This window comes from Desulfomonile tiedjei DSM 6799, assembly GCF_000266945.1.
Taxonomy (GTDB): domain Bacteria; phylum Desulfobacterota; class Desulfomonilia; order Desulfomonilales; family Desulfomonilaceae; genus Desulfomonile; species Desulfomonile tiedjei.
In genome coordinates this window covers 5589106-5605272 of sequence record NC_018025.1, presented here as the reverse complement: position 1 = coordinate 5605272, position 16167 = coordinate 5589106, and the positions used below count along the sequence as shown (strand labels likewise).

Annotated in this window: 10 protein-coding genes; 3 read left to right on the top strand and 7 right to left on the bottom strand. The window is 49.7% G+C overall.

Going from position 1 to position 16167, the window contains the following annotated elements:
* The first annotated feature begins 27 nt into the window (after positions 1-27).
* Together DESTI_RS24040 and DESTI_RS24035 are read left to right on the top strand one after the other, a co-directional pair.
* Positions 28-1662 carry an ankyrin repeat domain-containing protein gene (locus DESTI_RS24040; RefSeq protein WP_014812574.1) on the top strand — a complete coding sequence of 545 codons (1635 nt, stop codon included), beginning with the start codon at positions 28-30 and terminating at the stop codon, positions 1660-1662.
* A gap of 402 nt (positions 1663-2064) precedes the next feature.
* On the top strand, positions 2065-2691 hold the full coding sequence (locus tag DESTI_RS24035; RefSeq protein WP_041286453.1) for a helix-turn-helix domain-containing protein: 627 nt from the start codon (positions 2065-2067) through the stop codon (positions 2689-2691).
* Between the two features lie 774 nt (positions 2692-3465).
* On the opposite strand, the gene pstB is transcribed toward DESTI_RS24035, so the two are convergent.
* The 7 genes from pstB to DESTI_RS24000 form a co-directional block, all read right to left on the bottom strand.
* Positions 3466-4278 carry a phosphate ABC transporter ATP-binding protein PstB gene (pstB, locus tag DESTI_RS24030; RefSeq protein WP_014812571.1) on the bottom strand — a complete coding sequence of 271 codons (813 nt, stop codon included), beginning with the start codon at positions 4276-4278 and terminating at the stop codon, positions 3466-3468.
* Positions 4279-4287: 9 nt separating this feature from the next.
* Complete coding sequence (gene pstA / locus DESTI_RS24025; RefSeq protein ID WP_014812570.1) at positions 4288-6120, bottom strand: phosphate ABC transporter permease PstA; 1833 nt, start codon at positions 6118-6120, stop codon at positions 4288-4290.
* 10 nt (positions 6121-6130) lie between these two features.
* Positions 6131-8722: an ABC transporter permease subunit gene (locus tag DESTI_RS24020; RefSeq protein WP_014812569.1), complete on the bottom strand. Its 2592-nt coding sequence runs from the start codon at positions 8720-8722 to the stop codon at positions 6131-6133.
* Between the two features lie 841 nt (positions 8723-9563).
* Entirely contained in the window at positions 9564-10364 is an 801-nt protein-coding gene (locus DESTI_RS24015; RefSeq protein ID WP_014812568.1) for a prepilin peptidase, read from the bottom strand.
* A 3-nt stretch (positions 10365-10367) separates the two neighbouring features.
* A complete protein-coding gene (locus tag DESTI_RS24010) occupies positions 10368-11942 on the bottom strand; it encodes a hypothetical protein (protein WP_014812567.1) in 1575 nt (524 codons plus the stop codon).
* Positions 11943-12173: 231 nt separating this feature from the next.
* Complete coding sequence (locus DESTI_RS24005; RefSeq protein WP_169316396.1) at positions 12174-12518, bottom strand: hypothetical protein; 345 nt, start codon at positions 12516-12518, stop codon at positions 12174-12176.
* Positions 12519-12654: 136 nt separating this feature from the next.
* Complete coding sequence (locus DESTI_RS24000; protein ID WP_014812565.1) at positions 12655-13404, bottom strand: helix-turn-helix domain-containing protein; 750 nt, start codon at positions 13402-13404, stop codon at positions 12655-12657.
* Positions 13405-13622: 218 nt separating this feature from the next.
* Between DESTI_RS24000 and DESTI_RS23995 the strand changes: the two genes are divergently transcribed.
* Positions 13623-16136, top strand: coding sequence for a DNA internalization-related competence protein ComEC/Rec2 (locus tag DESTI_RS23995; RefSeq protein ID WP_041286452.1), 2514 nt, complete (start codon positions 13623-13625; stop codon positions 16134-16136).
* Positions 16137-16167 lie beyond the last annotated feature (31 nt).

The window sequence follows — 16167 nt, the reverse complement described above, 5'->3', positions numbered from 1 at the left end:
TTTAGAGAATCGGTCCGGAGATTTTCAATGCAAAAACTCAAGATCAGCGCCCGAAGCATTGTAGACGATATCCGCTCGGGAATGACTGATTTAGAACTGGAGCAGAAATACGGACTCAGCTCCGATGCACTCCAGTATATATTGAGAAGGCTTTGTGAAGCGGATGTTATAACCCAATTGGAGTTGTACGAGCGAACGACCCTTTCGGATAGCGATATGCACCGTGCTTTCGAGGAGCACGACCACGTTTTCAAATGCCCCATATGCGGCAAGACGATTCCTGCTCATGCGGACGAATGCACAAATTGTGAAGTCATAAATCAGCAAGTCGATAATCAAGTAATTATAGAATCCCTCGAAATTGTTTCCGAGATTGTCGACGAGACTCAAGTCGATGAACCTTTCACTTCGATTCGATCCATCAGTGTCGACGACCTCCTCGTTTACTGTAACAAAGGCTCTCTTCAAGACGTCGAGAATATGCTGGAAAAAGGAATCGATGTAAATGGGGCTGATGCCGACGGAACTACTCCGCTGATGGTTGCTGCTCGGGAAGGACGAACCGAATTAGTCAAGTTATTGCTTGAACGAGGTGCCGATCCTGACGCTCGTGATGGGGAAGGGATCACGGCTCTTACGAAAGCGTTAGAAAGAGGTCATCAAGAGATTGTAAAACTTCTCTTGAACAAGAAGGAAAACGGAAACTCCGGTTCTCCTGATACCGGCGGTTCATATCGAATAGGAACCGTGGAGATCGATGCTCCTGTTGTGACGAACTTGCTTCGTGAACCGTCTGCCGAGAGTACTCGATTATTTGAATTCGTATCGGGGGACTTGACGATAAAGGCGAATTCCAGGAGCATCGCGCTGCTCAAAGCTGCCAGTAAAGGCAAATTGGATGCGGTTGAACTGCTACTCAAGGCCGGAGTGGATGTAAATACGCGCAGCAAATACGGGAATACTCCTTTGATGCGAGCTGCTTTCAAAGGACATTTGAAGATCACTGCATTGCTCCTGAAGATGGGTGCTGATATCAATGCTGAAAATGCTCATGGCAATACCGCCCTCCTTGGGGCCGTTATCGCCGGACAAATCGACATGGTGGATTTCCTCATAAAAAAAGGAGCCAGTTTGAATTCCGCGAACATTGATTCAAATTGTGCGCTCCTGATTGCAGCCGATCTGGGAAACAAGTCTATTGCCAAGATTCTGCTTATGAGCGGCGCCAATGTTAATCAAAAGAATAGTGTCGGTGACACCCCGCTCTTGAAAGCAGCAAATAAGGGCAATGTAGGTATGTGCAAACTCCTGCTACGCTGGAAGGCGGATCCGAATGCAGGGAACAAATATGGTAACACGGCGCTCATGAAAACGTCTTTCATCTCGGAATTTGAATTGAGCAGAATATTGCTGGAATCGGGAGCTGACGTAAATCAAAAGAATATCTTCGGAAACACTGCACTTATGAAGGCTGCTTACAGAGGTCATGCACGCGTTGTGAATCTGCTTATACATCATGGGGCAGACCTCAATCTAACGGATAACAAAGGAAAAAGTGCTGTCGATTGGGCTGCTGCAGGAAAATCCTGGGACGTGCATAGATTTTTGAAGCAACACAGCAACCATTCCGAACAGCATCGCCCTGGGGAAACTGAACTGTAACCTAAGGTAATCTCAGATAAAGGAGGATTAACAGAGACGCAGCTTGTGCAATAATTAATGTAGAAAAACGATCTTATAGGAGTTACAAAAAAAATGCATCCGGAAATACGCCTCCCGACTTTATGAGCGGATTATTATGCAGCAGTTTACTGTTTTCACTTGTTAATTAACCCAAAAGTTCCTGTTGACAGAACATTTCAAGATACGCTAACTTTTAATTTCATATTTGTGGTGAGAGCAACCACACTGAATTTACGACTAATGTGCAATTTCGCATTTATTTTATTGAATCGACTGCTTGGGGAAGAAGACTTATCGACGTCTTTGGTGGGCTAACATAATGTCTACTGTCATTTCTATTCGTGTATTCACGAAAAACTAAACGGAATGGAGTTATTAGTCATGACCTTTGGTAGAAAACTCCAGTGGGATCTGAATCGCGCTTTGGAACTGCTCAACCAAGGCAAAACATGTCGTGAAATCGCGGAAATCATGCATCTCAAACGTGAGCAGGTATATGATGCTCTTCGTTGCCGTGGTTTCAAAATTATTCCTGACAGGCGTGGCTTCAGACCGCGCTGGGATATGGATCGCGCCAAGAGCTTGGCAGATCAGGGCAAGGCTATTTACGAAATAGCGCAAATTATGAACTTGCCACAAGACCTCATCCGCTCGGGATTCAAGAACAGGGGCTGGCGGCCGTTAAACACAAGAAGCGGTCGGCATGTGACCTGGGATGTGGGGACTGCCAAGCAACTCCGGCAGCAAGGACTCAAATGGGTCGAAATTGACAAGAAATTGGGGTTGTCTCCGGGAACCGTCAGGCATCATTTTGTGCGCCATAAATTGCACAACCCGAGACCCACTCCAAACATGCGATGGGACCTGGATAGAGCCATAAACCTCTGGCAAAAAGGGTTCCGTTGGAAAGAAATTGGGGATTTGGTCGGGACCCATGGGAACAATGTGCGGCGCGCTTTAGCCCGGCGAGGACTCCTGGGAGCAAACGGCAGTAGTCATCCTGGATAAAAGCCTGAGCAAGATCATCGGTCACGACAAGTAGAGGGGGCCGGCCTGCGCCTACTTCATACCACAATGCTGAAGCCCGCTCCGGCGGGTCTCCTCAGCGAAGTCAGGCTACGCCGTGCGTAGCGGAGGAGATCCATCGGAGTGGGCGACTGATCGGCTTCCCGATGTTACGCGTATGAAAGCGCATTGGTATCTCTCGGGACACGATGAGGGAGGCTTGGAGGGGGAGATAAGTCGCCCACTCCAATAGACAAAAACATGTGCTCGGAGCCTCTACTTCACCCGAGGCGAAGCCACGGGCGAGGTTGCAGAGGATTCTTATGTTTCGTTGTAGCTTTATAGCTGTGGGGGTTGCCGAAAATTCTGACGTTTATCCCATGCTCCAAGACAAGATACTAGTGGGGACCGGCGTCCCAGCGTCCCGAGAGTGTCTCAAAAGTCGAAATTTCTCCCAAATCGTGGCACGAAGTTCTCATCATCTTCACGGCCTGATTGTAGGGGCGCCTCTCGTGGGTGCCCGGTAGTGACCGGCCTCCGTGCCGGTCATTGCGGGAGGGCAGGTACGAGACCTGCCCCTACAAGGATGATGAATCGTGGCACGCCTTTTGTGCATTCGAGAATTTTGAGACAGTCTCTCTCTGCCGATCCATTCTATTGATATCATTGATTATATTGAATGTGTGCCGGCACGGAGGCACGGCACCCACCAATATCCCTTATCTTCAATCGGACACTAATTTTGGCACTGCTATAACTTGATCGAGCCGCTCCCGATTAACCGAAACGGCCGGTAACGTACTCCATGGTTTTTTCGACCTTGGGATTTGTGAAAATAACGGAAGTTTCCCCGTATTCGATCAATTTCCCGAGGTACATAAATGCTGTATTATCTGATACTCTCGCAGCTTGCTGCATGTTGTGCGTGACAATCACTATGGAATAACGGCCCCTGAGTTCATCGATAAGATCTTCGATCTTTGACGTAGCCACCGGGTCCAGTGCAGAGCATGGTTCATCCATGAGCAGAACCTCGGGATCTCCGGCAATGGCCCGAGCTATGCACAAGCGTTGCTGTTGTCCGCCTGACAGCCCCAAAGCGTTTTCATGCAGTCGATCTTTGACTTCGTCCCAGAGAGCCGCTCCTTTGAGGGCTTTTTCCACGGTTTCCAGGAGAGTTCTTCTGTCTCGAATACCATCCACTCTCAATGGATACGAAACATTATCGGCAATAGACATGGGAAACGGGTTCGGTTTCTGAAAAACCATCCCCATTACTTTGCGCAGACCGATCACGTCCACGTCCCTGCCGTAGATATCAAGAGAATCCAGATAAATGTTGCCCCCGGTGCTGAGTCCTGCAATAAGGTCGTTCATCCGGTTTATCGCGCGAAGCAGGGTTGATTTTCCGCATCCGGAAGGTCCGATCAAAGCAGTTACCAAACCCTTTTCAACCTTCATGTTTATGTCGAAAAGAGCCTGCGCCTGGCCGTACCACAGTGAGAAATCCTCAATTGACAGCAACGACCCTTGAGGTCCGGGACGAACATGGTACACAGTCCCGTTGCTATCGTCCGATCGTCCCATCATGAATGTCTCCTAAAAATGTCCCGCGTAGAATTTTCGTTTCAACCTGTTTCTGATCATGATACTGGCCGCATTCATCGCAAATACCAGAGCTATAAGCAGCAACGTGGTCACAAACACCATTGGTTTTGCCGCTTCAGAGTTCCTGGATTGAAAGCCCACGTCATAGATGTGGAAGCCGAGATGCATAAAGCTTCTCTCCAGGTGTATGTATGGGAAGAAGTGATCGATCGGCAATTCAGGGGCCATTTTGACGACTCCGATCAGCATCAATGGGGCGACTTCACCGGCCCCCCTTGCCATGGCCAGGATGAGACCGGTCATAATTCCCGGCATAGCTCTCGGCAGGACGATCCATTTGATCGTCTGCCATTTGGAAGCTCCACAAGCCAGTGAGCCCTCTCGCATGGATTGCGGCACTGCGGCCAGTGCTTCCTCTGTGGCGACGATGACAACAGGAACCGTAAGGAGAGCGAGAGTAAGTGACGCCCAAAGGAGTCCTCCCGTGCCATACGTGGGTGAAGGGAGTCTTTCGGGGTAGAAAAGATTGTCTAACGATCCTCCAACCAGATATGCAAAAAATCCGAGCCCGAACACGCCATACACAATGGATGGTACTCCGGCGAGATTATTAACGGAGATACGCACAATAGATACCAGACGTCCCTGTTTTGCGTATTCTCTCAGATATAGGGCGGCAATAACTCCAAAGGGAGCAACGGCCAAGGCCATGAGCACGGTCATGCAGAAAGTCCCGAAAATTGCCGGCATGACTCCGCCTTCCGTGTTTGCTTCCCGAGGCTCTTGAGTCAGAAATTCCCACCATCTGGCAAAGTATACTTTGAGTTTTTCGCCTGTCGTCAGAATATTAGCCGGGTACAAATTCACGATTTGCGACAGACGCATGGTAACTTTCTTTCCGGAAACATCGGCGAACGTAATCGTGAATTTGGCATCTTTCTCTTTTACTACTACAGCTTCTTTGGACAAATCCCTGTATTGAGTCTCAAGCTTTTGCGCCTCCCTTTGATAGACGTCTCGCGCCCTATGGTATTCGGGACTTTCCTTACCGAATCGTAACTCGGCTTTTCTGAGCTTGAGTCTTTCTTTTTCGAGCAAAGTGTTGATGGAGCCGATTTCGTTTCTTTCGATATCTCGAATGCGGTCACGACGGCCTGCTGCTAAGGCCTGCTGCTCATTCAGTAATTCTCTCGTAATGTTGGGCTTGTCAATTTCATTGCCATTGAGGTTCATGGATTCCACGGTGCCGATAAAAGGCCCCCATTCGACCCGCTCTACAAAGAAGATGTCTGAAGGATTGCTTTTTTCGGCAATATCCTGCTGAAGAACCCACCTGAAATCTTCGTTGTACAGATCAAAGTTGCCGGTCCTGAAGAGAATCCGCTTCATCATACCGCCGGACGCGGCGATCTTTGCTTTTGCTTCTTCGTCCAGCTTAGCCAGAAACTCGGGTTCCGGTTTAAAGGTTTCCCAGCGGGTAATTTCTCCTGCTACTGCTGTGCCATCCTTGAGTCTTACGGCCTCAATCGGCTTCGGGTAGAAAGTCGGCACCCCGTTATAGAGAATCAGACTGATGAAGCCGACAATCATAAGCATGCCGATAGCGAGCGCCCCACCCAGTCCCCAAAGGAACGGTTCTCCTCGGGCCTTGAAATCCCATATCAGCGATCGCTTCGGGACTCTCGGTTCGATACGATCCTCAGAGCCGCCGTCTTTCGTTGTCGTTGTGGGAATCGATACTTTCCGAGTCTCCGGACCCGCATGTTCGGTCACGGCACTGGTGTTTCGGTCCTCAAATGCCGTGGCAGATTTTATGATGTTCATGCATTCTTCCTCAAAGCGACATGGCTCGCTTTCTGAATCGGAGCCGTACCAACTCTGCAGCCGTGTTGATGACCGATGTCATGGCAAATAGCACGAGCGCTGTTAAGAAAAGAACTCTGTACAGAGTGCCGTCCTTGGGGGCTTCGGGTAATTCAACGGCAATATTGGCAGAAAGTGCTCTCAAGCCGCTGAAGATATTCATGTCGATAAGTGGCGTGTTCCCGGCAGCCATGACGACAATCATCGTCTCGCCCACAGCACGGCCCATCCCAATCATGATGGCGGAGAAAACTCCGCTTAAAGCAGTGGGGAGGATTATCCACAGGGCTGTTTGCCACGGAGTGGCACCACACCCGAAACTCGCAGAACGCAGATGGTCGGGCACAGCATTCAACGCATCTTCGGCAAGTGTGTAGATAATGGGAATCACGGTGAATCCCATGGCAAAACCGATAATCAGCGTATTTCTCTGGACGTATGTGCCGAGCAGTCCGGGACGAGGATCCGCTCCCAGTGCAGTCAGAATGAGCGCAGCAGTGTACGCCAGGGCTGCAGAAAGAAAGGCGATACCCAACCACCGAAAAAGATCCAAAAGAGCAGCCTTATACTCCACAAGAGTCCGCATATAGCCGCTGAAGCGAAATCCGAAAAACCGGGAAAAAGACCAGCTTATGAAAACCGATGTGAACGGAAGACACAGAACAAAAAGAATCGGAACCGGGCTGCCCGATCCGTTGAGCCACAATTTAAAACTCCCGTCAAAGAAAAGGTTCTCCATGACCGGTCCCATCAGATACGTGACGTATAGACCGAGTCCCACCACAAGAAACATTACACCGAATTTCGGTAATCCATCGAGTCTCACAGCAATCCAGGTGGGAGCCAATTGCCACAAAAATGCTGCGAGCACGAGCATCATCGGGAGCACGAGAAAAGATAACAGTACTGCTGCAATCCAGTTTTCCACAATTGGAGCCAGGACGAGAGCCGCCACAAATCCCAGAACGACCGAAGGGATGCTCGCCATGATCTCCATAACGGGTTTCACTTTGCCCCGAACATTACTGGGAAGGAATTCGGACGTATAGATTGCCCCCAGCAACGCTATAGGTATGGCAAACAAAAGTGAATACAGGGTAGCTTTCAGCGTACCGAAAATCAAAGGAACCAGAGACAACTTGGGCTCGAATGCATCGGTTGCACCACTGGACTGCCACGTGTAACTGGGCTCCGGATATCCTTCGTACCACACTTTTCCGAACAAGGTATGCAGCGATACTTCCGGGTGGGCTGCATCCAATTGCCAGAAGCCCGCCACTCCGTCACTCGCGACTGCCAGCAATCCGTTCATCCTGGGAGCCAGAGTCAAAGCTTCCCACAACACATCGCCGGTCCTGGGCGGTACCTTCAAAATGGTTTTCATGCTCGTGCCATGCCTGAGCCAGATTTCTCCGCGTGCATCACAGGTGGCAAACGTCTTACCTCTCTGACTCACTGCAATCCGGGTAACAGCCGATGTATGGGGAGAGAATTCGCGAGCCTTGACGAGGGTCATCCCATCGCGGCTGCCTGATACATCCCTTTGCAGCACAAAGTATATGGAAACAGAACCGTCCGATCCGCCAATGACCAGTGATGTATCACCCATTAAAAAAGTGCTGGCAGTGATTTCCTTACCTATCTGCACTGTCTCGGCCAAAAAAGGTTTGTCGGAATCCTGGATGTTATAGCGTAGAATCTTTCCTTTCTTATCAATGAAGAAAGCCTGATCGCCTCGTTCGTTCGTGAGGACATTGGTAATCTCGGTACCCTGTGGAAGTGACGGTAAAACGATCTTATCCGTTTTGACGGAAGTCGTTTGAGTAAAAAGATTCATTTTGGTCTCTGAGATGCTTACAGTCGCGTTTCCATCTGCATCCAGAGTAGCTACGACTTTTTTCGGGCGCTCCCCCACTGTGCTCAGGTCGTAATCAAGGTGCGAAATCGGTTTCCCGTCTTCGGAAACTTTTATCTCTTCTTCCAGTTCAGTCTGAAGAGAGACTTTACGAGACTGACCGGCGGAAATCTTCGTGAAAACGGCATTTCCATCCGTACGGCTGAATTCGTCAAGTTTTTTGAGGTCCTTCGGTACATCGTCATTAGCAATTATGTCATTCTTGAACCAAATACGCCCGAACCGCACGGTTCCGTCCGAGAACCCGAAAGCAAAATGAACATTGTCCAGTGTTGTGGCAAAAGAAGAGAGTTTCTTACCATTGAAATCAAACGCACGTCCTTGGAGGGGAGTTCCTGTTGTAGGATGCCAAACGGCCAGTTTGCCGTCGTTATCTATGGAAACGGCTATGGTGTCATAATCATCAATCGCGGCAGCGAGAGTTGGGTTCGGATCTGCCGATGGCTTGAAGAACGTCTGGGACTCAATAGTCCCTTTCTTAAACAGCGGTAATACCTCCCAAACGAGGAACACCATCATCCCTAAAACAGCGCCAATTACCAGGATGCCCCCGACGGTTATGACTCTGTCCGAGACTTTGTCTGCAATGAGCACCCATTTTCTGGTCTTTTTGGGACCCCGTTGCTTTGGATCGGCAAGTTCATTCATTTTTTTATCTCTGTATATTGATGGAAAAGATGGCAATTCTCCGAGACTGGTCCTCTGTATGTTGCTTCTCACCCACTTTTAGCGAATACGTTTGTCAGGATTCACAAGGCAAGTGCTGGAGCATGATCGTGTGGTTGTTTTACAGAGCCGATTTCACCTGTTTCTACTCTAACAGAACTTTCTTGCGTAGCACGCACACCGCCTACGGGATTCATAGCTCACGAATCTCCGAATCGAGCAATCCCTTCCCCGATCGAGAGGAACAAGAATTCCGGATATTATGCACTTTATACATGCATAATACCGATTTGCTTTCAAAGTTTGACGAAAATCCCCTCTAACCCCGATAGGCGTTAAAATAAGAGCATCCACTTTCAACTTTCCTGGTGGAGGTCGGCGTCTCTGCCGACCCATGTTGACGGAAAACGTCCGCGAACAGCTAGGAATCCACCATTCAGCAACTAACTTAATCGTTGTCATTGCGAGGAGCGCAGCGACGTGGCAATCGCCTGGCACTCAGGCGCTTAATTTCAGGCGATTGCTTCGCTTCGCTCGCAATGACAGTCATTCAGACACATTGGCAAAAAAAGATGCTCTTCGCTTTGATCATCACATCGCTACGCCGAATTCTTATTTTAACGTCTATGCCTCTAACCTCCTATAAAGGGGGGAATGGGGGGATTTTGAATGCAAATTGGTACAAAACCGATGTCGCCCCGCCAATCTACAGTTCAGTGTACTCGTACGTATGATGGTTTGGTGTTAGGAATCGGTTAGATCTTAAATAGAAATTAATGAGGTCTTCGTTCAGATGCTCTAGAATGCTTCAAAAATGAGGTTTCTAATCACCTATGAGGGAGCTCAATTCAAAAAATTTGTCTAGAATGTCCGCTCCGAAGAATACGTACCCAATTGCCGCGGCAGTTAAGAAAGGTCCAAACGGTATGGGCGTGCCAGAATTGACATTACGCAGGAACATCCCGGCAATCGCAGTGAGCGATCCCACCAGTGACGAGAAGAAAAGCACGAATATAACTCCATAGGGACCGGTAAATGCACCGATCATCGCCAATAGTTTGATGTCTCCGGCTCCAAGTCCTTCAGCGTGCCTGACTTTTTCATAAATGTAAGCAGGAACATAAAGTATAAGTCCTCCCAAAATCGCGCCACTCACAGATTGAACCCACTGCAGCCCCGGGACGAAACCCGCGGAAACCACGAGAATACCAAGGACCAGTCCGTAAAGAGAAATAGCATCCGGGATAATCATATGATCCAGATCGATCCAAAAGACTGCTTCCAGCGCGGCACAAAAAACGAACAAGACGCCAAATTCAGTAGTCAGTCCGAATTTCAGAAAGAGCGCCGTACAGAGTATGGCTGTGGTGAATTCAACGAGCGGATACCTGAAGGGAATTGGATTATTACAGTTCCTGCATTTTCCCCTGAGTATAAAGTAACTGAGGATCGGAATGTTATCGAAGGCACCGATCTCCTGCTCACATTGAGGGCACCGGGATGAGGGAAACACTATAGAACGATTTTCGGGTAGTCGAAAGATAATGACATTCAAAAAGCTTCCCACGCAAGCGCCAAACGCGAAAGCTGCTGCGACCAAAATCAGGTCTACTTCAAATTCCATGCGCTATGTCTCTGAATCCACCGGTAAAACTTTTTTCGAGGCATTCTCCCACAACGGCCGGACTTCGGCAAGAGCACATTTCACCCCGTAAGTTTCTCGTATACGGCATGCCTCTTGCGCTGTGGGGACAATCACTGTCATACCAGCTTCTAACTGAGGCGTTATCTGAAGATCGCCGCTCATTCGCCATTCTCTTTCCCGGTACCACTCTTTTCCGGTACATTCCTGAATCTGAAACAGATGTTGCAGTTCCGGTGACAAGTCATCGTAGGCTGATTCTACCGAATAGATGACCGGCCGTGCGCCCCTGTTGAAGAGGTCGTCTCTTCCGAATGCCAGGCCGTAAGGCTCAAATGACCACCTGAGGAGACCCGGCCTCCATTGCGCGATGTGAGAGATTTCCGGGGGAGCACAATCTGTAAACGAAACCACCTGGTATCCTCCGCGGATGAGTCTCCCGCTTGCTCTGATCTTGCGCTCGGACAGAATTCTGCAAAGCGTGTCAAAACCCGTATGCTTTGCAGTCGGCTCTTCAGCAATGAGCGATTCATAATAGGCTTTCCTGGATTGGCCGGGCCACGGTCCAGGGCAAGATCGTGTGTAATGAATCAGATAAGACCCTTTTCCAAGACACGTGTCGAAAACAGGCGCGGGCGCAGGTTCATCATGCCGGGGGAGAGCCGGTTTCATTGGAATCGGCCGTGCGCCCGAATCGTCAATTCCAAAACGCGACACAGGTACACCCTCTGCCTGGGCCTTTCTCAGAATGAAATCCATAGTGCCCCCGCGTCGTATATTTCCAGCCAAAAGAGCATCCGAAATACCGGCAACCGTGAAATCGCGATGGATGCGACAAGTGCGTGAATCGGGCAACGATCCGGGTGCATAGGGAGAAATCATAAGGGCCTGGTCGGCGTCAAGAAGATCCCCGAATTTTGCGTCGAAAGATGCTCGACAGGATTCCTCCATCATGCACGGGAGCAGGTCCGGACAGACGATGATTAATTTTGCGTTCCTTGCTATAACGCATACAAGTTCATAGGTACATGTTCCATAACTGGACACGAAAACAGGGTCTTCTGTCATTGCATTTTCAAGAGCCGATTTCAGAGAGCGTATCCAGAGATCGTCGGGCGAACGACCGGTTCTCGAATTTAAAACTGCGGTTCGAGTGCCCTGCAACAGTGCGAGATCGCCGCAAGCGAACAATAATGCCGGAAGGGATTCCGCAAATTCCGTGACCTCGCTTTGATTCTTTACGAAGACCGTAACGCCCTGCTGTATCCAATCCTGAGCCTGCAGGGCGCATGACTCCATTTTCTCGTTGTCCAAATACCTTGAAATATTAGGAGAGAAACCGATGCTCTTTGCCGATTCCCCGAGAGTACGGACAAGATGTAAGGCATCAAAGCTCCGGTCTGGTGGGGATTCTTGCAGATTCGCAATAATGTGAATTCGAGCATGGTGATCCAGATGTTTGTCGTGAGCCAAAGCCGCGGCTGCAAAGAGCGCTGCATCTGGAGAAGGATGGGGCTTGTAAGGAAAGTGAGTGGCGGAAATCCTATTAGTCGGTTGCAAGGTCGGTCTCTCGTTGAGACTGCTGCTGCGTATTTTCCGACGTCCTCTTGAGGGGCGATTTGTTTCTCAAATAGTAAAAAGGCTCGGCCGAAAACCCGGCGGTAAATTCTACGGCTCTCCTGCGACGTCGCAGAGCGTGAATTACCCTTGATAAGCGAAATCGCGGTTTGTTGTGCCTCATGATCCCTGCTCGTGGGCGCGCAAGGCCGCCCTTCTCGTTGAAAGCACCGGTTAGACGAAAAACTGCTCTAAATCCTCTTCTTGAACGTACACGGAACCGTCGGTGTCGGAAAACAGAGTTATTTTGTCAGATATCGCGTACTTGGTTCCGGAAAGAACCACCACTCTTCCCTTGGATTGCTGAAGTGCATCAATTTCTTCCGGGGAAGCTTTCCAGGGAATCTCATCCTGATCCAAAACGTAATTCCCGTTCCAATGGCTGTTATACGAAGTGTTTGTCTTTCTGAACAGGTCCTTTACCGTATGCCAACCCTCCGATTCCACAACAGGAAGGAGATCTTCCGGATTACGGATTGGGATCACAAGTAAGAGTTTTGTCACGAATTCCTTCATCATAGCTCCTCAATACATATCATCACTGGTTCATCATTTTGGGGTCGCTTCCGAGATACCCCCATCAGTCTACGACAATTAGCGTTGGCAATAAAGACCCGAACTGATTGAGGCTGCCATCTAATTTTTTCGGACCGAATCAGTCCAAAGTCAAAGACAGCGTTTGCTTCGCTTTCCCCAAAACGGGTAACGTTTTGCCATCAAAAGTCAGACGAATTCCCCCCGCATTTCCGGTTTGCAGATAGAAGCTTCGTTTTGCAGTGAACACCTGAACATCCCCGGCTGACATCATCAACTCTTCTGCGGGACCGGTGTCCGGTTCTATTCTGATCCAGGTGCTGTCGAGCGCTCTGATCTCCAGGGTCCGTTTTCCGGAGCTGGGCCGATTCGAATCTGTGGAAACAATAGTATCGGATACACCGTTGCTGGTTCTTGATACCGGCTGCACGGTACTGACGGAAGGACCGCCGGAGGTTGTATGAAGATCGAAGTTGAAGAACAGCCGACTGCCCGCGGTTAGTAAAAGAATCGCAAGAGAAACTGCCCCGGCAGCGGTTAAGATTATTGTGAACACGGGACTCGAGATGAACGAACGATTCGCCGGTTTTGCATGAAAAACCGGGTGATCTTCCGATCCGTAATCCGGTAGCTCGCCTTGTTTGCTGAATTCTTCGAAACGATTGATTGCTTCGTCAGCATTGAGGCCAAGCTCTTGGACATAGGATCTTATAAATCCCTTTACGAAAACGCGCGGCGGAAGCAAATCGAACCGATCCCTTTCGAGAGATTCCAAATTCGCCACAGCAATTTTGGTGCTTTCGGCAATTTGTTCAATAGTTTTACCCTTGTCTTCTCGAAGACCCTTCAAGTACCTTCCGAAAGATTCCATTTTTCGATTCAGCTTTCCTTAGCAGTTCCGCTCATTTTTCTTGTCGACCTCACGAACCTGTGGGAAAAAGAAGCAGGCTCCATCAGGATTTATCGCATGAGCGTCCCATTGATGTTCCACGGGTCACTTGTACCAAACACTGAATCGGATTACCACCACGGGCATAGATGATCAAGTTTTAATTGGCGATGTGTGATTCATTTCTCAAGAGAATTCGATTGGGGGCTTTGGCATTTCCCGCAGTGTTCGGGGTAGCCGCTCTCATGGCCGGTATTATATGCGAATCCTCGTACGCAGTGGGAATGGAAAACTGGACGCTCATTGCTTTCGTCCCCGGTCTTGTACTCGTGTTTGCCATTGTGAGAACCGATCGTGTCGTACTTGCCTGGATCGCGGCTGCACTCATATTCTTCCTGATTGGACGAGAAATTACTCACAAGCAACTGGAACTCGGCCGCGATTTTACCGCTCCTGCAAGTAAAACAGTCATCCATGCTTCAGTGGGAATGCTCTGGGCTTCAGGTGAGAGATTCAGGACATTTTTCGTGGACAATGGCTTCGATGCAGAGCGCGGAATCGACCTTCCGGGAAGAGGTAGGCTGGTCGTGAGGAATAATGACATTCCCCTTTGTTCCGGCGATCGCATAGCATTCCGTTCTCGGCTTCGTAAGCCGCTGAACAGAGGAAACCCCGGAGAATACGACTGGGAAATTGAATGCAAGCACAACAATATCGTGTGGCTCGCATCGGCCGATGGACCCGATTCCTTGGCCATAATAAGTCGTGCCTCCGGCTTGAGCCCGAGCGCGGCGGTATTTAAGACTCGTGACTACGTTGCGCAATTCCTCGACCTTCACAGCGGAAAAATCCTCTCAGCGTGCTTGCCAAACTATTTTTCGTCAGCCACACAAGCCAAAGTTCACGGTTTTGTAAAAGGCATACTCCTCGGAGATCAAGGTGAAATCGACTACTCTGTACAGCAGAGTTTTTCCTCATCGGGACTTGTGCACGTACTCTCCGCATCCGGTCTCCATGTGGGGATTGTTGTGGCGATTTCCTTTTTGTTCGTGAAAATCTGTTTTCATCTATGGCCTGAAGCACTTCTTTGGATGCCATATCGGGTTGCCGGGGCAATTTTCTCAATTCCTGCAGTCATCTTTTATTGCTCGTTAATTGGAGCTCGGGTTCCTGCGGTACGATCCGGCATTATGGCTCTGGTGGTTGCAGCAGGGATCCTGATGAGCAAGCGCTGGAACTCCCTGAATACGCTTGCAGTCGCTGCTCTCATCATATTGTTGGGCAATCCGCTGGCCCTGTTCACTCCGGGATTTCAACTGTCCTTTTTGGCCGTGGGAGGGATAATTCTGATTGTGCCGGAGTTCACGCGGAACCTCACGGCAATGCAGGGTCCTTTCGATTCCGAGAGATCGTGGTCTGCTCGAGCTATCCGAAGAGTATGCTGGTATTTCGTCCTGATAATGGTGACGTCTTTGGCGGCAACATTGGCGATCACTCCGATCTTGCTACAGCTTTTTCACTCATTTCCCGTTTGGACCTTAGCTGCAAATCTCATCACAGACTTTGCCCTGCTTCCCATCCTCGGTTGCGGCCTTGTGGCGCCAGGAGCGGCCCTTCTGAGTTCATCTGTGGGGGCCTGTTTTATTGCAGTTGCTGATGTATTTTCGTGGTTTGTGATCGGAGTCGCTGAATTTTTCGCTTACATACCGGGGAGCCCGCTTTACGTACCGCACCTTTCCCTGAATCAACTGATACTGTGCTGGGCTATGTGTTTATTCTTTCTCTGGTTCTTGAGAAATCCCTCGAAACGCCGCGTACGCATTGCTTTGGCAGGAGTGGCCTCTTTCTTGATCTTGGGAGGCTCCATACTGTTCAGCCCAGAAGACCCGGAACTCAAAGCAGTATTCCTGAACGTAGGCAAAGCGGATGCTGCATTCGTTCAACCCCCCGGATCCGGGGGAATGCTTGTGGATGGTGGACTCAAAACTTCATACTTCGATGCCGGCAGGAGCATAGTCTTGCCTTTTTTCCAGTGGCAGGGAACCAGGCGCGTTGACGCGGTGCTAATCAGTCATCCTCAAATGGATCACATGGGGGGCTTGCTCACGGTTGTGAAGCTCATACCGGTGGGATCGCTCTTCTGGAACCCTGTCGGAGATAGGCCGAGACACCTGGCAGACATTATCGGCCATTTTCCCTCCGATCGGGTTTTGAGCGCAAACAGAGAACACCCCGGAGTGCAGGTCGGAAGGGCGGTATTGACGTTTCTCAATCCGGCTCAATCGCAGAAAACCCGAATGTCCGGAAAAGAATTGAATAACGCGTCTGTCGTCGCCAGACTGGACTATGGGGAAATTTCGTTTCTTTTTACAGGAGACCTGGAGCGGGAAGGGGAAGAAGAGCTCCTGTCGTCCGACCTCAATCTCTGCGCCTCAGTTTTGAAGGTTGCGCATCATGGAGGACGAACGTCTACTTCGCGACAGTTTGTAGAAGCCGTCAAGCCAAGGATCGCCATTATATCCGGGGAATCGCCGATGACACGAACCGGCCCGCATCACGAAATCATAGAGAGACTCCAGTCCGCAGGAGCACACGTTTTTATCACAGGGCGGGACGGCGCTATTACTGTGCAATCAGACGGAAAACGCTTGTACATCACGACAGGATCCCGATACGGAGACGGGCCGAGACTCGTGAAGAGAGCTTATGATTAGCCGTCTTGTTCAAGATTTGGACCCGTTTCAA